Source organism: Paenibacillus melissococcoides (genome assembly GCA_944800085.1).
Lineage (GTDB): Bacteria > Bacillota > Bacilli > Paenibacillales > Paenibacillaceae > Paenibacillus_B > Paenibacillus_B melissococcoides.
Genome location: CALYLO010000001.1, coordinates 1,603,807 through 1,621,473 on the forward strand (window position 1 = coordinate 1,603,807; position 17,667 = coordinate 1,621,473).

At 53.5% G+C, this 17,667-nt stretch carries 16 protein-coding genes and 1 pseudogene; 10 read left to right on the top strand and 7 right to left on the bottom strand.

Features of this window, described 5'->3' with window-relative positions; all coding sequences use genetic code 11:
- Positions 1-97: 97 nt before the first annotated feature.
- The 3 genes from OCY70_RS07450 to OCY70_RS07460 all read left to right on the top strand — a co-directional run bounded on the left by OCY70_RS07450 (position 98) and on the right by OCY70_RS07460 (position 3,239).
- The gene (locus OCY70_RS07450) at positions 98-865 is read left to right on the top strand and encodes an AAA family ATPase (RefSeq protein ID WP_213430269.1); all 768 of its coding nucleotides are present in this window, start codon (positions 98-100) and stop codon (positions 863-865) included.
- On the top strand, positions 843-2,672 hold the full coding sequence (locus OCY70_RS07455; protein ID WP_213430270.1) for a helix-turn-helix transcriptional regulator: 1,830 nt from the start codon (positions 843-845) through the stop codon (positions 2,670-2,672). The genes OCY70_RS07450 and OCY70_RS07455 overlap by 23 nt, the downstream gene beginning before the upstream one ends.
- A gap of 459 nt (positions 2,673-3,131) precedes the next feature.
- A complete protein-coding gene (locus OCY70_RS07460) occupies positions 3,132-3,239 on the top strand; it encodes a YjcZ family sporulation protein (protein ID WP_249725491.1) in 108 nt (35 codons plus the stop codon).
- A 244-nt stretch (positions 3,240-3,483) separates the two neighbouring features.
- Here the strand turns inward: OCY70_RS07460 and OCY70_RS07465 are convergent, their stop codons facing one another.
- Positions 3,484-3,684 (bottom strand): hypothetical protein, encoded by a 201-nt coding sequence (locus tag OCY70_RS07465; protein ID WP_213430271.1) that lies wholly within the window; start codon positions 3,682-3,684, stop codon positions 3,484-3,486.
- Positions 3,685-3,724: 40 nt separating this feature from the next.
- Complete coding sequence (locus tag OCY70_RS36030; RefSeq protein ID WP_373871509.1) at positions 3,725-4,093, bottom strand: ChbG/HpnK family deacetylase; 369 nt, start codon at positions 4,091-4,093, stop codon at positions 3,725-3,727.
- Positions 4,094-5,054: 961 nt separating this feature from the next.
- On the opposite strand from OCY70_RS36030, the gene OCY70_RS07470 reads away from it, so the two are divergent.
- The 4 genes and pseudogenes from OCY70_RS07470 to OCY70_RS07485 all read left to right on the top strand — a co-directional run bounded on the left by OCY70_RS07470 (position 5,055) and on the right by OCY70_RS07485 (position 8,266).
- Positions 5,055-5,270 (top strand): helix-turn-helix domain-containing protein, encoded by a 216-nt coding sequence (locus OCY70_RS07470; RefSeq protein WP_213430273.1) that lies wholly within the window; start codon positions 5,055-5,057, stop codon positions 5,268-5,270.
- Positions 5,260-5,625 (top strand): ATP-binding cassette domain-containing protein, encoded by a 366-nt coding sequence (locus OCY70_RS07475; protein WP_249725492.1) that lies wholly within the window; start codon positions 5,260-5,262, stop codon positions 5,623-5,625. The genes OCY70_RS07470 and OCY70_RS07475 overlap by 11 nt, the downstream gene beginning before the upstream one ends.
- A gap of 70 nt (positions 5,626-5,695) precedes the next feature.
- Positions 5,696-6,457, top strand: a pseudogene (locus tag OCY70_RS07480) (DUF1854 domain-containing protein); the annotation flags it as partial.
- Between the two features lie 207 nt (positions 6,458-6,664).
- Positions 6,665-8,266 (top strand): alkaline phosphatase family protein, encoded by a 1,602-nt coding sequence (locus tag OCY70_RS07485; RefSeq protein WP_213430275.1) that lies wholly within the window; start codon positions 6,665-6,667, stop codon positions 8,264-8,266.
- Between the two features lie 106 nt (positions 8,267-8,372).
- On the opposite strand, the gene OCY70_RS07490 is transcribed toward OCY70_RS07485, so the two are convergent.
- On the bottom strand, positions 8,373-9,092 hold the full coding sequence (locus tag OCY70_RS07490) for a beta-lactamase family protein (RefSeq protein ID WP_249725496.1): 720 nt from the start codon (positions 9,090-9,092) through the stop codon (positions 8,373-8,375).
- A 513-nt stretch (positions 9,093-9,605) separates the two neighbouring features.
- On the bottom strand, positions 9,606-10,850 hold the full coding sequence (locus tag OCY70_RS07495; RefSeq protein ID WP_261944499.1) for an IS110 family transposase: 1,245 nt from the start codon (positions 10,848-10,850) through the stop codon (positions 9,606-9,608).
- Positions 10,851-11,255: 405 nt separating this feature from the next.
- Between OCY70_RS07495 and OCY70_RS07500 the strand changes: the two genes are divergently transcribed.
- Positions 11,256-13,322 carry a serine hydrolase domain-containing protein gene (locus OCY70_RS07500; protein WP_261944671.1) on the top strand — a complete coding sequence of 689 codons (2,067 nt, stop codon included), beginning with the start codon at positions 11,256-11,258 and terminating at the stop codon, positions 13,320-13,322.
- A gap of 61 nt (positions 13,323-13,383) precedes the next feature.
- On the opposite strand, the gene OCY70_RS07505 is transcribed toward OCY70_RS07500, so the two are convergent.
- Genes OCY70_RS07505 through trhO form a run of 3 tightly spaced genes read right to left on the bottom strand, consistent with a single transcriptional unit; the run spans position 13,384 to position 15,233 of the window.
- Positions 13,384-13,656, bottom strand: coding sequence for a YuzB family protein (locus tag OCY70_RS07505; RefSeq protein WP_261944670.1), 273 nt, complete (start codon positions 13,654-13,656; stop codon positions 13,384-13,386).
- Positions 13,653-14,279: a helix-turn-helix transcriptional regulator gene (locus OCY70_RS07510; RefSeq protein WP_213426826.1), complete on the bottom strand. Its 627-nt coding sequence runs from the start codon at positions 14,277-14,279 to the stop codon at positions 13,653-13,655. The genes OCY70_RS07505 and OCY70_RS07510 overlap by 4 nt, the downstream gene beginning before the upstream one ends.
- Before the next feature lie 57 nt (positions 14,280-14,336).
- Positions 14,337-15,233 carry an oxygen-dependent tRNA uridine(34) hydroxylase TrhO gene (gene trhO / locus OCY70_RS07515; protein WP_261944669.1) on the bottom strand — a complete coding sequence of 299 codons (897 nt, stop codon included), beginning with the start codon at positions 15,231-15,233 and terminating at the stop codon, positions 14,337-14,339.
- A gap of 346 nt (positions 15,234-15,579) precedes the next feature.
- On the opposite strand from trhO, the gene OCY70_RS07520 reads away from it, so the two are divergent.
- Positions 15,580-16,116, top strand: a complete 537-nt coding sequence (locus tag OCY70_RS07520) for an NADPH-dependent FMN reductase (RefSeq protein ID WP_213426825.1) — start codon at positions 15,580-15,582, stop codon at positions 16,114-16,116.
- A gap of 760 nt (positions 16,117-16,876) precedes the next feature.
- Complete coding sequence (locus OCY70_RS07525; RefSeq protein ID WP_213426824.1) at positions 16,877-17,197, top strand: hypothetical protein; 321 nt, start codon at positions 16,877-16,879, stop codon at positions 17,195-17,197.
- The last annotated feature ends 470 nt before the right edge of the window (positions 17,198-17,667 follow it).

Below are 17,667 nucleotides of genomic sequence, written 5' to 3' on the forward strand. Positions count from 1 at the left end.
TGCGATCGGCTCCGGCGTGGTATAGTAAGAGAAGCGGATTCCCAGTTGCTGGGTTCCCGTCATGCGGCAGTACACAAGTAAGTGGGGTAGAGGAGAAATGGATCGCATCAGGTTGATTTCCGCCAAGCTTATGGCGCCGGTTCCGCGCAAGCATTATATTCGGAGAGAGCGGCTGTTCGCCAAGCTGCGGCATGTGCAGGAATACAAGGTCGTTGTCGTGCAGGGAACCGCCGGGAGCGGGAAGACGACGCTGCTTACCTCCTATATGAAGGAGGCGGGCCAGCGTCATTTCCGCTGGATTGCGCTGGACGAGGACAATAATGACCTGTATTCGTTCTGGCACTACGTGTTGGGGGCCTTGAAGGAGGATCTGGGCCGGAGCGCCGATGACTTGAACCAAGTATTCGAAGCGATCCCGCACAAGCATGATATGGAAACGATCTTGACCATGATCGTGAATCAGCTCCATCAGATGGAAGGGCTGACGCTGGTCCTGGATGACGCTCATGTCCTCGATAAGGAGGAGGTGCTTCGTTCTCTGGAATTTTTCATCAAGTACAGTCCGGAGCAGGTCCGGTTCGTCCTGCTGAGCCGTGAAGCGCCGAGGCTGTATTTGGGTGAATGGATGATGGATGGCCAATATGCGGAAATCAACGAATCCGAGCTGAAATTTTCAGATGAAGAGGCGGCTCAGTTTCTGCAGCAGACGTTGGCATTGGAGGTGGATGATGATACGGCAGGCCGATTGAATGAGCAGACGGAAGGCTGGGCGGGAGGACTGCAGCTTCTCGCGCTTGCGATGTCCCATAAGACCCGGTTATGGCAGCGGGCTCAACAAATATATGGTGACGTATTTATCCAATGAAATTCTTCGTTCGCTGGATGGGGAAGAGACGCGGTTTTTGCTGCATACGTCCATTCTTAGCTATTTCGATGAAACGATATGCAATGGCCTGCTCGGGATAAGGAATGCGAGGATGTTCATCGATCGGCTGCAGGACAAAAATCTGTTCCTGGTCACGATTGACGAGACAGCCGGTTTATACCGGTATCATCATGTATTCGGCGAATTTTTGCGATATCGGCTGTCTGAGGAAGGGGAAGCGATTTGCGGGTTGCATGCCAAGGCGGCGGCAATCTACGAGCAGCGGGGCGACCAGGCCGAGAGCGTCAAGCATTATATCCAGGCCCGCCGGTATCCGGAAGCGATGGACGTCATCGCCCGCATGCCGCAGTCGATGCAGGGCTGGGTGCTGCTGAGGCAGATTCCGTTGGCATGGTTGAGCGTTAACCGGGATTTGCTGTTTCAGCGGCTGTTCTACCATTTCTGCAATCAGGAGTTCGAACAATGCCGACTGGTGCTGGAATCGCTGCAGACGGAGCCCGGCAGGGAAGTGGATGGGAGCATCCTGCAGTTCACCCGCTTCTTCATGGACGAACCTGGTCCCGGCTTGGACTTCGAGCCCTTGTCCCTGGAGGAGATGGAACCGATCGGATTGTCTGCTCCGACGAGGGCGATTATTTATGTAACGAGCTCCATGATGCTCGGTCTCCGAGATCAATATGCGCAAGCGCTGCATTGTGTCGAGCAGGCGCTGGCCCTCGAGGAGCGCAGCCCGAATCCGTATATCCGCTTCTTCGCGTTGACGTGCAAGTGCCAGCTTCTTGAAGCCATCGGCGAATTCGCCGCCTGCGAACGGCTGTATGCCTCGTTGTTCCAATTGACCGAGGATCATCCTTATCTCGCGCCGGCAATGGCGACGTATCTGATCGGAATCGGCGGCATTTATATGAAAATGATGCGGCTCGATGAGGCGGAACATTGGTTCGGAAAGGTGGAGCGCCGGCTTCCTGGCAATTATCCTTCTATGGAAATGGGGTATGCCTACAACCGGTTAGAAATGACCTTGCTGCGGGGGGATACGCGGGCGGCGGCGGAACTGATGAGAAAGGTAGGGGACGATCCGGCGTTCCGCCATCATCCCTACTACCATCTATCGCTATTGAGATACCAGTTGTCACTCGGTGATCCGGATTCCGAGCTGCTGCAGCGGTTCCTGGCACGCGTGCAGGAAGGAGAAGCAAGATGCCGGCTGCGCTATGATGAGCGGCTGCTCTATGCCAGAGTGCTGGCCGCCCGTGGAGAAGCGGAGGAAGCGCTGGAGCAGACCGATGATATATTGATGGAGGCGCGCAAGCATAAGCTTCCATTGCTCCTGGTCGATGCTTTGCTGCACAAGATTATGATTTTGCATCAGGAAGGCTCCCGTCCGAGTCCCGAAATATTGAATCTCATCCGTGAAGCCGTTCATTACAGCTATGCGAACGAGATTGCCTATCTCTACCTATTGGACGGGGAAGCCGCGCAGGAGGCGCTTCATTGGCTGCTTCAGGAGAAGGAACAGGATCTGCTGGCGAAGGAAAAGGCGTTCATCCAGCGTGTCAGCTCGTGCTGGAAGCGGGATTCCGGCGGAGGAGATGTGCTGACCGAGCGCGAGCTCGAGGTGCTGCATGCCGCGGCCTCGGGCCTGAGGAACAAGGAGATCGGGGAGCGGCTTTGCATTTCGGTTGCCACGGTCAAGACCCATATGATCCACATCTATTCCAAGCTCCAAGCCTCCAACCGGGTGGAAGCGATCGAGAAGGCGCGGCAGCTTGGATGGTTGACTTGAGTTGTGATGAGGCTGTCGTTTATTGGTAAAATTCCCGGTATAAGCGAGCATCAGGAAGATAGAGCAGTCCTGGGGCAAACCGTATTTTTTAGCCGTATCAAGAAAATGCACTAATCAACTTACGCCTTTGGGGGCTGGACGACGCTGCTAAATATCTTACTGTTTGCTGTTGTGGCCGATTTCATCTCCAGTCCCAGAAATGCATCCATTATCGGGAGCGAAAGTAGCCGAGGCGCTCGGGGCCCGGGTAAAGTGGAGTGCCAAGGAGCGAAAATTGTCCATCACTCAGTAAAAACGGGCGGGGCTCCTTTTTTTACTATGAGTACAGGGAAACCCTTGGCATGGCTAAGGGACTTGTCATTGCCGCCTAATTTTTGCTTTACGGGCTATAACCAAGTCAATCTTGAAATTAATCCAATATAATGGTGACATATCCTTGATAAAGGAGGAGGCAACCTGATGAGCGATATCAAAGGTTACGGATGTCATCATCTTTTCACTTCAACTGGTGTAATCTTGGTTCTGTTTATCTTGCTCGTAATCGTGTCTCGCGCATTTATTTATTAAAATCAGCGATAAGATGATTGGGTGATTGGCACCTCATGCGTCCGTGCTTATAGGTCGTCTTATTTACTGCCCTGCTGGCGGAGCAGGGCTCCTTTTTGTTTTTCCAATACGGCTGCGATCAACGGCGAACCAGTAGCCGGCCAGATCATCGGCGGCAGTGGTACGCCCACGTCCAGGCGGGATTAACACTGTGAGCCGCGAAGTCATGTCCTACGGCTCTTTTTCCCGCGTGTCTCCTGACGTATCAGCGTCTGCTACCGAGCGTCAGGACGGAGCGGATGGCTGGGAACTGGCCATAATGAATGACTTGAAGTATTCCATGGGCTTGAAGCTCTGCAATGCATGCGACAACCTGTGGATCAATGAATACGAGCAATTCCTTTTCCCTGGCCGTCGTCCAGGTGGACAGCCGGCGGACGTCATCGTCAACATAGCCAGATGGCATAAAAGCTCGGTTATTCCTTCCGGGATTTTGCGCCGCAGGCTCAAGAGGCGGGGGACGCCTGTCTGGCTATCGTACGTATACATAAATAGTTCACCCGTGATCCATGGAAGATCAGGGTCTGGACGACTGGAGGGCAGCCGCAAAGGAAGTTCTTCGTACTGCACGAGCTCTTTAACGAGAGAATACACGACTCGATTATCCAAATGATATGGTGATGCGAATCGACATGCGTAGGGCGGAGTCCATGCTTCCGCATTCGACCGTAGCGGGTATAGAGTTCTCGTGCAATATCTTGATCTCTCCATTCCGCGTGGTTCCCGTGAAAGGAACCTCCAGCCCGGACAGGGGAGGGAACAAGAAGAGGATTCGTAGCGGGTGTTCCATATATTAAGTTGAAATGCAATCCCACTCCATTATGTACCGAGGCAATTCAATCCCACCTTACTGTATTTTCCAATGATAGTAAATTCATCTCGGGAACCATACGGAAAAGATAAGGGGCTGTCCCACAAGTAGTTTTCGCTACCGTGGGACAGCCCCCTGACCTCAAAGCTCGACTTGCCAAAAAAACTGCATAAACGCAGTTTTCCCTTATGACGTTGAATTCGTTGCAGGAATTCCTGCAAAACCGCATGAATTCAACATATGAAAGAGATAGAAAGCAAAAAAAACGGGGGAAATAATGTGCTTTTGCAGGAATTTAATGGAATATCGACTCATAGGGCGTAAATTCCTGCGTTAGCGCAGCATTTCACTGTATTATCCATCTTCCACCGCTTTTTCTCGCCTCAATATTCTCTGTTATCCCGTCTTCCCCCGCCTCAGCGTGCACTGCCTTTGGGACACCCCCTTTTTTCCTACGGGTTACACGTGGAGGAGCACCGCCGTCAAGCCGTCAGCCGGGGGAAATAATTAGCAACAATGTCTGCGTTTTTTGCACACTACCAATACTTTCTGCCCCCGTTTAAGAACAACAGTGATTGCTCTACGATGACGTCTCATTTAAGCCACCTCCTTTCTATATTACAATATGACAGATTGCTATAAATGATTGTGCCAAAGCTGCGGTGAAACTAACATGATATGCCTCCAGAGCCACATGACATCCCGAATATATTTCCAATGCACAAATTCCAACCTGATTTGGACGCGGCGTAGGAGCCCCGTCGCTCCTGGAAAAGGCCACGAAGTCTGGACGGTTTCTCGGTCCGACATTCTTTTCACAGAATCCCTCTTCGGAAGGGGGCCGGGAAGCCCCCTAAGGGCTCACTTGAAAACGATCGTAACAGTGTTTGATGGAGGCAATAAGCAACACGATTGTCAAGTCTTCTTTTTCATCCTTCGCAGCTCTTTTCTAATACCAATAGACAATGACGAAGTTGAAAGGGACCCCAAAGCTAGAGAAATTGCGCAAAGAGCGGGGCTGGACCCAGGCCGAACTTGCAGAGAGGGCTGGATTGTTACAGAATGACATATCCCGGTTTGACCGGCAGACGCAAGGATCGTATGTAAAGATAATCTCCTTAGCCCGGGCTTTGGGCGTGGCGGTGGAGGAGCTATTTGACATCGAGGAGATTGGGGAGTAGGAGAGGCAGAAGCCCCTCATTTTTCTCTCCCCCGTTCGAGCAGGTCAGCTACGGCTACGAGGCTTACCGGAAGGTGCTCAAGGATATCGACCTCTCGGTGAAGGCCGGAGAGATGATCGGCCTCGTCGGCCATTCCGGGGCCGGCAAGTCGACGATGATCAATCTGCTCTGCCGCTTCTATGATCCGAGCAGCGGCCGCATTACGCTCGACGGCATCGACCTGCGCCAGATCAGGCAGGAGGCTCTGCGGCAGCAGATCGGCATCTTGCTCCAGGAGACATTTCTGTTCGATGGCACCATTGAGGGGGATTGTCGGCTCATGACGGACCAGGGCGCGAAGCAAGTCAATCTATAGGCTCCCGAGCAAGTCTCGCTGAGCCGCACGGCAGGCGGCATGCTGCAAGGGAGCGCGGCGGGATAAGGACGGAACGGAAATCGGCCTGATCGTGGAGCCGTACGAGCTGGACGAGGAGAGCCGCCGCGAGCTGCTGAAGGAACTGCGCATGCGGTATTTTTTGCCTCAGGTGAGCCGGATTGTGCAGGTGCGCCAGCATCATGATGTGTGGATATGGCAGTTGGAGACGGATGCGGGCCCGATGCGGATGATTATGCCCAATCTGCATGAGCATGTGCAGGCGCACGGCGTCAGCCGTCTTATCTTGACGGACGTGAACGGAAGGCGCGCGGAGATTCGCGATCTTCAGGCGCTGGATGGCGCTCTTTATCATGTGGACGCCAAAGGAACCCTACCGAAGCCGTTTCTATTGATGGAAGCGGAAGATTTTATGGCGAGAAGGCGGCAAATCGAGCAGATGAACGAGACGATCACGGACGAAGAATTGAAGAAAATGTACTTAACGCGGGAGATGCTGCACGGCTTGAAAAAGCACTACAGCTTGATCGATCGCGTGTCGCAGCAGGGAGCGACGCTGGTGTATCTCGAAGGGGCGGCCCATTATAATTTCACGTATTTCCCGCTGTTCTCGGATCTGCTCCGCTATACCGGCATGGCGGGCAGCATGAAGGGGGCGAGAGGAATTGACATCATCCATCAATATGTGCTCGACTTCTTCAACAAGCATCTCAAGGGAACCGGGGGCAAGCTCCTGCAGGGACCGAGCGCAGAGTACCCGGAGGTGAAGTTCCCGTATCTTTCGGCGCCTTTGAAGCCGTCCGGGGGGCAATAGATGGAGGAATGTGCACATTGGCTGCTTGCTCTATCGGCGTATTTTCCAACAAAATAGCATAAAAGCCCGCTTAATTCGCACCCTATAGTTGTATGAGGTTATTCATGCCAAGCGAGCAGGGGAAGTCTTCCGTTCTTCGCAGATCCGTCGGCTTCCCCAAGCTCTTGGCTCGTAACCTATTTCATCTATAGGGTGGGTGACGCGTTCATGCGGACCAAAATGAGCCGGCTGATTGTCTTGCTCTGCATCTTGGCCATCGCTCCCGGATGCCAGAAGCCGGAACAGAAAGCGAAGGAAGAGCGAATCCAACTGCAGTCCATTCAAGGCACCGGTTCCAAGAAGGTTATCTATCTGATGATCGATTCCTTGATGGCGCAAGCCATCGATCGGGGCATTGAACGGAATGAGCTGCCTGCGTTCCAATTTCTTGTCGAGCACGGGCAATACTATAAGAACATGGTCTCTTCTTTTCCGACGATGTCCGTTACGATTGACAGCTCTCTGCTGACGGGAACGTATCCCGACGAACATCGAATCCCGGGACTGATCTGGTATTCCGCGTCCGAGAAGAAAGTCATTAATTACGGGACGGGCCCGATGGAGGTGGTGAAGCACGGCATTAACCCGGTATTGACAGATCTCTTGCTGGACCTTAACGGCTCGCATCTGAATTCCCAAGTCCCGACCATCTATGAGGAATTGGCACGGCGCGGGCAGACAGCCGGCTCCATTAACGGGTTGATCTTCCGGGGGACGAAGAAGCATACCTTATCGATTCCCGCCTGGATTCAGCGTCCTGCCTCCTTGCCGCGGCAGATAGAGGTGACTGGCCCCGATCTGTTGGCGCTTGGCGCATTTTCCAACCCGTTCGAGGGGAAGGCCGATCTTCGTGACGGCATCACCCGTCGTCTGGGGTTGAATAATGCATATTCCGTGGAAGCGGCGAGATACTTGATAAGCAACAACCAACTGCCGGATTTCTTATTTGTCTATTTGCCGGATCTGGATCAGAAGCTGCACAAGAATGGACCCGGGGAACGAAGGGGCGTCCAACAAGTGGACCGGCAGCTTCGCTCCTTGCTAGAGGAATTCGGGTCGATGGAAGACGCTTTGCGGCAGGCGGTATTTGTCATTGCCGGGGATAGCGGCATGACCTCCATATTGCCTGCCCGGGACAATCCGGTCATCGAGCTGCCTTCTCTCCTTGCCGGCTATAACGTGCTGCGTCCGGGGGAGGCCGTGTCCGATGAGACCGACTTGATTCTCGCGGTCAATGAGACGATGGCCTATATTTACACAAATGGCAAAGATAAGCCGCTCCGAAAGGTAGTCGAAGCGCTGTCTGGCGATCCGCGCATCGACATTATCGCGTGGAAGGAAACCGGCTGGGTACATGCGGTGCCAGGGAATAAGAGACAGGAGATGCGGTACCGTGCGGACGGGCCGTTGCTCGATGCCTATGGGCAAGCATGGACGATCGAAGGCGACGCGAAGGTAATGGATCTGCAGATTGATTCCGCAGCGAAGAAGATTGGCTACGGTCAATATCCGGACGGACTGCGGCGCTTATCGGCGGCGCTGCACTCCCATGAGGGAGATTTCCTCGTCGTCACCGCGAAGCCGGGCTATGAGCTGGCGGACAGAAGCTCCCCGACGCATAAAGGCGGCGGGGGCCACGGGTCGATGCGAAGCGAGGAGTCGCTCGTGCCGTTGATTATTTGCGGCACCGATCGGAAGCCGGAGCATTTGCGCATCATTGACTTGAAGCCGTTTCTGCTCGAATTGCTCGCGCGTCAGGAAGAGTCTTAGAAGATATGCCGAGATGATGAAGCAATCACGTTCGCCGGTTGATGCTTTGGAACGGGGGATTACCTATAGGAAGCAGCTCCCGACGAGCATGGGAGCTGCTTCTTCGTTAGAACACCCCGCCTTCGCGGTATAACCCCTGGAAGGCATGGTACAGCATATATGCCGCTTCCTGGCGCAGCAGCGGATCCGCGGCCCGGACATCGATGCGGCCGTCTGTGCCCGGTACGGTATCCGGGCCGAACAGCCCGAGAGCTTTTTCGATTACGTGCCGGCCGTTGTGCAGCGGATGCAGCGCCGCTTCGAACCCATAGGTCATATTGGGCTTCTTCGGGTGGATGGCATACTGGAAGCGGCGCATTTCCTTCGCGGCTGCTCCGGATAGAAGACGATGGCCATCGAGCCCGCCGCCGTTCAGATGGGCCATCATGAACCTCGTCATGTCACGGGAGGCCGAATGCATGCTTCCGTGCGGAGCGGCGGTCGGCGTATAGGCGTACGGCGCAATTGCCTCGCCGGAAGAGTCATAGCCGATGGCCATGGCGGATCGGACGACCGTATCCGCCGTCATCGGTATCCGTTTCTCCGCGTTCGCCATGCCGTACCCTTTATCGAGAAGAACCTGATTGTCCGTCACAATGGCAACTACTGCGCCGGGAGCGCCGGACGAGCGGAAAGAATCGCTTGCAAAGAACGCATCCGCAAATGCCTCCACTTCCTTCAGATCACCGGGACCGAATCGCGTGGCTTGCGGCTTCGTTCCGTTGGAATCAGATCCCTTTGCCGCAGCGGGCGGACCGAACGCCATGATGGCGGCAAGCGCCAGCATTAACACGCGGGCGGCCGTGTTTCTTTGTTTCTTTGTTTCATTGTTTCTTTTCCCCTTTCTCAAGACCGTTTTGATCAAGCCTTGGTCGAGTATATCCGCTGACGCGGCGTCACTTTCAACCCCCAATATGCAGCATGGATAAGGATCGGGCCTTTGAGAAGCGGCATGGAATGGAGTTGAATTGAATAGGCGATAGCATCGCGGCCCGTGAATGCGGGCATCAGACGGAGCCCCTTCCTGGATCTGCGGATCAGGAAGGGGCGTTTTTGTCGCAGTAAGTCTTTTTCCAATTTAATTGAACCGATCACGCTGGCAGATCGTACTAATTAATAGATTCACAACAAGTCCAGCGGTATGATGTCAAGTCCCTGATTGATGAGAATTGGAAAATTTCCTTGGCGTGCAGCAGGATCAATCCCAAAAAAGGCATCACCAAACTAGACCCAGTCGAAAATTAAGTAAAATACCATAATTTAACTGGGAATTAGAGAAGAAAATTCATGAGCCAAGGCATTATTGCTCTGTCGGCTTCACCTTCCTTCTGGGCGTATAGAGTTGGTCGTTGCGTAGCAGCACATCGACCAGACGCACAAGTTTTCTTGCCGTTAAGACGAGGGCACGTTTGTGTTGATGCTTAGGGACTTCATTGAATTTCTTCCGGTAGTACTCCCCGAATTCCGGGTCGCGGTTTTTTACCGAGTTGGCAGCTTCAACAAGGTAGTAGCGAAGGAATCGGTTGCCGGAACGAATGCGCTTTGTATCTTCCGCCTCGAAGGAGCCGGATTGGTGCTTGCGCCACGTCAGACCCGCATACTTGGCCAAGGCGGCTTGATCCGTGAAGCGGTCGATGTCGCCGATCTCGGCCAGGATGCCTGCGGCATAGACCCGATCAATGCCCGGAATGGAACGGAGGCACTGGCTGCTGGAAATGCCGTCTAAAATGCGCTCAATCGCCTTGTCGAGCTCTTTAAGCTGACTCTGGATGCTCCGGATCGACTGAATTGAGGTGCCCAGCACCAAATCAATGGAATCCTCGACAACCTTCGAGAGACGGTACGAGGCCCGAGCCGCCTTTTGAATACAGCGGGCGACGTGTTCGGGATCGGGGAAACGATTTCTCCCCTTGTCCTTGAGATAGTCAGCCAAACGGGCGACATCCATATTCGCCATCTCATCCAGACTATACTTTTCCGAGAGCATTTCCATGATGGCATGGCCGAACACGGAACTGTCCACCTCCGCGCGAAAAGCATTGCACTTGTAGAACAGATTTTGCAAAAAGTATTGCTTCTCGCGGGTAAGGTTGTGTACGAGATGGAATCGCATGCGAGTGAGCCGCTGCAAGGCGATGTACTGTTCCTGCATCACGATAGTCGTCGTGAGTCTGCCAAAACGCAGGCGGTCTGCAATGATCCAGGCATCGATGCGATCGGTTTTGTCCAGGTCGGCATAAGCGTCTTTGAATTTGTTAATCAGCTTCGGATTAATGGTGAACACCTTGGCATTCAATTGTTGAAGGGCCTCATCCTCATGCAAGTACATGGCTGGATGCCAACTGTAGACGGATGTGGCTTCAAGCCCGATATGAACCTCAGAGCAGGCTGTCTTGACCGCAGCAGAAATGATGCGATCCCGCAAGTAAGAAGCGCCGTGCAGATTGTTGGTGGTCTTGAAGGTCTCCAGGGTGTCGCCATCCGATTTCATCAAACAGGCTTCCAGTTCTTCGGAACTGACGTCAATACCGACAAAAAGCTTCAAGAGAATTCCTCCTTTCTATAAGGGATTCAGGGAACGGACTCTCCGGACTGTCTCCGGCGCACTCGCCGATCAATCACCCTCGCATATGAGAACACGCTTCGGTTCACGAGCTGCCCCGACGCTGCTACAGTCGGGCATGAGTTGCCGAAGGGAACAGCCCGGGTAAGAAGTGCAAGCGAGTACCGGAGAAACAGACTTAAAAAGTAGATTGGACTACAGGAGGGAGACGAATTTCCCCGAATGGAACCCTAAGTTCCATTGTCCAGAGACATTCCGGAAAGTCCAGTCCCCATATTAATTTTCAATGTGCAAGCTGGAAATTTTGAAGGCATTCTATGTTTCTATAAAGGACTGGAAAAAGACTCAAAACTGCCTTCAGGAAATACTATACGAGGAGGAATTGGAATGAAGAAAAGGCTCTCTTGGGTGCTGGCCGCAGCGCTTGCGCTGTCGTTGATCGCGCAGTCCGCGGCGATGGCGTCCCCGTCCGCCAGCAGCCCTGTCGCGGCTGCCACTCAGGGATTGGAGAAGATCGCGGCCGAGAAGGCGGCGCTGCTCACCGAATCGTACGGAACGATCAGCGTGCAGTATGCGCTCATTGACAATGGGAAGATCACGGTATCCGGCCAGACCGGCATGAACGATATGGAAGGGAAGAAGCCGTTGACCAAGGAGACGATGTATGGCATCGGATCGACGAGCAAAGTATTCACGGCGGCGGCTGTCATGAAGCTGGCAGACGACGGGAAGATCGATCTGGATGCGCCCTTGGTCCGGTACATACCCGACTTCACGATGAAGGACGAGCGGTACAAGCAGATTACGCCGCGCATGCTGCTGAACCATTCCTCCGGCCTGCAAGGCTCCAGCCTCGGCAGTTCCTTCTTGTTCGAGGACAATGATACCTATGCTCATGATACCTTGCTGAAGCAATTATCCGCCCAGAGCCTGAAGGCGGATCCGGGAGCGTTCTCGGTCTACTGCAACGACGGATTCACGCTGGCCGAGATTTTGGTAGAGAGAGTCAGCGGCATGGATTTTACCGCATTTATTCACAAATATTTTACCCAACCGTTGCAAATGAACCATACCAAGACATCGCAGGACGAATTGGAAGCAAGCAAGATGGCCGGGCTCTATTACCCTGTGTACCAAGGACAGCTTCCGAATGAGACCGTCAATGTAATCGGGACAGGGGGGATTTACTCCACGGCGGAAGATCTGGCGCGATTCTCGCAACTATTTACGGGCCAGGCGAACGGCATCCTCTCTGACAAGGCGGTACAGGCGATGGCGCAGGAGGAATACAAGAAAGGCCTGTGGCCGGAAGATACGGATAATATCTTCAACTACGGTCTCGGTTGGGACAGCGTGAAGCTGTTCCCGTTCAACGAATACGGAATACAGGGTTTGGCCAAAGGCGGGGACACGATACTGTATCATGCTTCCCTCGTCGTGCTTCCGGAGCAGAACATGGCGGCAGCGGTGCTGTCCTCCGGCGGTTCCAGTTCGTTGAACCAGTTGCTGCTGCAAGCGCTGAAAGAAAAGGGCGCAATCAAAAACATCAAGCCGGAGAAATCATTCGGCAAGCCGGTCAAGGCGGAGATGCCCGCAGAGGTGGCGAAGCATGCCGGCTATTATGGCACCATAGGCCAACATATCGAGATTGAAATAAAGAAGGATGGAGAACTTTCCTTGCCGCTTACATTTATGTTGGACAATTCGAAGGAAAAATATGTGTACACGGCGGATGGAAGCTTCGTCAATGAGAGCGGAACATCCAAGGTCAGCTTCGTAACCGAGAAGAATGGACGCACCTACCTGTGGATAAGGGAATATGTGACGATGCCGGGACTGGGGCAGCTTGCCATGTCCCACTATGCAGCCGAGAAGCTGGAAGACAATGAACTGCCGAAGGAGACGGCCAAGGCATGGGAGAAGCGGGAGGGAACAACGTTCTATCCCGTAAGCGAGAAGTATACCTCCCTCATGTATCTCATTATGCAACCGACCATACAGATTCCCCGTACTGACGAGCTGCCGGGCTATCTGGGGGACAAAAAGATTACAGGTCCGAACACGGCGGCGAGCCAGCTTCAGATCCCGGGAATGGCCGGCCGGGATATGGCGGAATTCCGCTTCTTCAAGCAGGATGGCGTGGAATATATGAAAGTATCTGGAAGCTTATATGTGAGCGGGGCGAAGGTAAAGCCGCTTTACGCGGGCAAAGAATCCAAGCTCACGCTGCAAGCGAACGGGCATGCCCGATGGTTCACGGTTCCGAAATCGGCCGCAGGCAAGACGATGACCGTCGCGCTCCCGGCGAAGGGCGCCTTCGCGGTCTATGACGAGCAGGGCCTGTGCGTGAACTTCACGGTCGTCAGCGGCAATAACGAAGTGATGCTGCCGGAGAACGGCACGATCGTATTCGCCGGCGCTCCGGGCTCGGAATTCGGCATTGCATTGAAATAGCCGCACGCAAAAAACCAGTAAGACACAAGAAGATGTGTTTTACTGGTTTTTTTCGTTTTCTTTATTCTTCGTACGGATCTTCCTCCGCATATTCATCCAGCTCTGCCGCGATTTTGTCCTTCAAGCGCTCAAGGCACTCGTTTACGGAACGGGCCGTGACGCGTTTGCCATTGACGAGCGAATAAGGCTGCCGGGCGCACAGGCCGCACAGCGACAGACATTCCATGCGCAGGACGGCAATGTCCGGATTCTCGGCTTCGAACTCCTCCAGAGCGTCGGAATTGATGCCGTTATTGGCACATACTTCGACGATGACGAAGCCCATATTGTTCATGCTGTTCCCCCCTTGGCTGACCGGATTCCGCCATTGGCCGCCTGGATGCGGTAGACGCACTTCCTGTCCCCGCTGGCCAGACAGGATGTCCGTTCCACTTCCGCGCCGAGCAAGTCCTCGAACAGCCGCAGCTCGCAAGCGCAGGCGTGGTTATACTGATTCGCAATTCGGGCAATCGGGCAATTGTATTCGGTCAAGACGAATTTGTTCTCGTTTATTTTATCCCATTCGGCCATATAGCCGCTCTCATTCTGAATATCGGACAGCAGCGCGACCTTGCCGGCCAGATCCTTCCCGCGCAGGCGGGACTCGTATTGATTGAACAAGGAGCGCTGCCGGAGATCGAACAGGCGGTTCACCTTGTCTTCTCCGGAATCGTGAGCCAGCTCGGCCAGGAGCTCCAGGGCTACGGCATGATAATTCTTCGGAAAATAATCATCGCCGCCTGGCGTCAAGCGATAGACGGACATCGGACGACCCATCGGCTGGCGGACGGTGCCGGATTCGATCAAATGATCGCGTTCCAGCGTATTCAGGTGCCGGCGCACAGCCATCAAGGTGATTCCCAGCCGCTCGCTCATCGCTTTGGCGCTCAGCTCCCCATCCGTCTTGAGCATGTTCATGATTTTATCGCGCGTCGAGAGCGGCGCGCGATAAAATCATGGGCAATCACCGCCCTGTCAGCGTGCTGCCGCGGAGACCGAGTCATGCTCCTGGCATTCCTCGGAGCAATACCCTTCGTACTTGTCTTGGCACGCATCGCAGCACAGATGCTGGCGATGGCAGGTATCATCCGCGCAGTTGATATAATTTTCGGTCGGCTGGCCGCAATGATAGCAGGTGCCAACGACGACGCTTTCGTCCGTATGGTTAATCGGAACCGAGATTCGTTCGTCGAACACATAGCAGCTTCCATCGAACAGCCGGCCTTGGGTGACCGGGTCTTTGCCGTACGTCACGATGCCGCCGTCCAATTGATATACATCCTTGAAGCCTTCCTTGCGCATGACGGCGGTCAGCATCTCGCACCGGATTCCCCCTGTGCAGTACGTAATGACGGTCTTGTCTTTATGCTGCTCCATATTGTCCCGAAGCCAGCCGGGGAATTCCCGGAAGCTGTCAACTTCTGGACGGATGGCGTTCCGGAAATGGCCCAGATCATACTCATAGCCGCTGCGCCCGTCCAGCACGATGACATCGTCACGCTGCAAATATTGCTGGAACTCGGCCGGACTTAGCCGTCCGCCGCCATCCGTGTTCGGGTCAAGCTTCTGATCGTAGCGAAGCGTAACCAGCTCCTTTTTGTGACGGACGAACAGCTTTTTGAAGGCATGCCCGTCGCTCTCGTCCACCTTGAACAGGAGATCGCTGAACAGAGGGTGGCCGTGCATATCCGCCATATACCGTTCGGTCTGTTCCACCGTTCCGGACAGCGTGCCGTTGATTCCTTCGCTCGCAATCAGAATGCGCCCCTTGATGCCGAGATCCTGGCAATATTGCAAATGCTCAGCCGCAAAGGCTTCCGCGTCCGGAATCGCGGCATATTTATAAAAAAGAAGCACTCGATAGTCTTTCATCGTGCGTACTCAATCCTTTCTTTATGGGAGTCTGTCAACAAGAAGAGCGGAAGAGAGAGGGGAGCCTCTGCCTTCCGCCGCAATTCCATTGCATAATGAAGCTTGCCAATGCTTGTCAATTGCAATAGACATATTCTAACGAACGATACCTACATAGTCAACATAGAAGTTTATAATGTATCTATAAAGTGAACTTGGATGGAGCGGCCGCCCGCCGCGCCCCCTCGATTGACAAAGCCAATAAGTGTAGTTCACAATTATTATACATTAATGTTTCAAAAGTATCAAAACCATGATATGGATGTCTAACGACGTTACGGTCGGGAGAAGAGAGGGAGTGTCGGGCATGAAATTACTCGGTATATCAGGAACGATCGTCGGTTCCAAGACGGGCATTGCGGTGCAAAGCGTATTGGAGGCGGCGAAACGCTTCCATCCCGAGATCGAGACCGAATATCTCGATATGAAGAATTATCAGGTCCAGTTCTGCGACGGGAGAGATCCGTCGGCGTATACGGGGGATACGAAGACCGTCATCGATATCGTGTCTTCCGCGGATTGTTATATCATCGGGACGCCGATTTTCCAGTCCTCAATCACGGGCGTGCTGAAAAATCTGTTCGACTTGGTTCCGACCGCGGCATTGTACAATAAGGTGATGGGATTTGTCGCAACAGGCGGCACGTACCAGCATTACCTCGTCGTCGAGAATCAGTTGAAGCCGATCGCCGGTTATTTGCGGGTGTTCGTCGCGCCAAGCTACGTCTATTTGCATGACGATCATTTCAACGCGGAGCGGCAGATCGCCGATCCGGATATTCGCGACAGACTGGAGAGGCTTGCACGTGAAGTCGTATTCATGAATCAGAAGCTGAAAGGCTGAACCCCGCTGTATTAACAATTGCTTGCGGACTCTCGCTCCTTTATAATCTAATTAATGAGAATGATTCTCAATAAGATCAGCAGGAGCAATCATAATGAATACGGCTGACATTCATGACATTCATGATAAGTATTTGCAAGGTCTGCACCTGAGGCGGCCCCCATGGGATCAATCCTTCCGAGCTGCTTCGCAGACGGTAGGAGCACATGTTCCCGTGCGGTTGGAGGCAGGAACATAGGGCACCGTTATCGGAGTAAACGTCAAGACGATTAGGTCTTGGCGTTTTTTTCTCAGCATACGAAAGTAGGGCTGCAAAAAGTGGCCCATTGCGCCAATTGGCTAAAGCCTGCGATTTTGCAGGAATTTTCCTCTATAAAATAGAGATCTTAGGATATTGCTGCGAAAATACAGGAATTAATCCAAATAATACGTTTTAAATCAATTTTATTGCGAAATTGATGTATATTTGCAGGAATCCCTGCCCGCAACATCGTCCCGACTCAATGGAACTGCATTTGTGCAGCTTTGTTCTCGTTCGCGGCAAAAAAATTCGTCCTTCCGTTATCCGATCCGTACGCCGGTAGTGGAAAAGCAGCACGCCGTGCATGATTATGATAATATGAGAATCATTATTCATACAAAAAAGGGTAGAGTCGTGTGAGAAACAAAATATGGCTGTCCTGTTGACAGTCATCCTTATTGCAGTTACTTTTCTTGGATGTGCAGGGGACGGGAATCCTGCCGGAAAAGAAGGGGCGGCATGCGCCCAACGGGAAGGAGCCTCTGCAGCGCCGACCAGACGCCTGCGACCCGCATGGTGAAGGAATCTCAGGGTGAAGTCGAGATTCCTGCCCATCCGATGCGAATCGCAGATATCGATTTTGAAGGACAAGCTGAGAGCGGATATCCAGATTGCCGGCTGGTTCCAGACTCCGGTCATATCCAGGCCGTTGCCGCCGCCGAGCCCGACTTGATCTTGCGAGGGCCAACGCAGTCCACGCTATGCGATGAGCTGGCCAAAATCGCTCCCACCGTACAGGTTCCTTACAGCTTCACCGCCTTCCGCGAACGGTTCGCGTGAGGCCTTCACCGCATGGGGCAAGCTGTCCGTGATGGAGCACCTCGCGAACGATATTTTGCAGAAGAATCAACGTGAGCAAGGACTTGACTTTTTTTGAAATGCGCGTGTAATATAAAATTCATATTCATCAGGCGATGACCAAAGACATGATTCCCTGCACGGGCTGCCCAGAGAGAGAAGCGCATGGTGCAAGCTTCTTCGGCTACGGTTGCGGAATTACCCCTTTGCAGCCGTGGCGTTGAACCCGTCGAGCGAATGATGTGCGTCGGCAGTAAGCGGCACCGTCTCATCCTCGTTAGCGGATGTCCAATGAAGGATCTTGCATCTGCATGGCTTATGAAGCGAACCCGGCCAGGCGGCCATGCAAGGTCGAAGTAGGGTGGAACCACGAGCGGAACGCACTCGTCCCTGTCAGGGAGAGCTGCGTTTTTTTGCGTTCCCGCGTGCGTTCATCAAGCTTGGACCAGTAT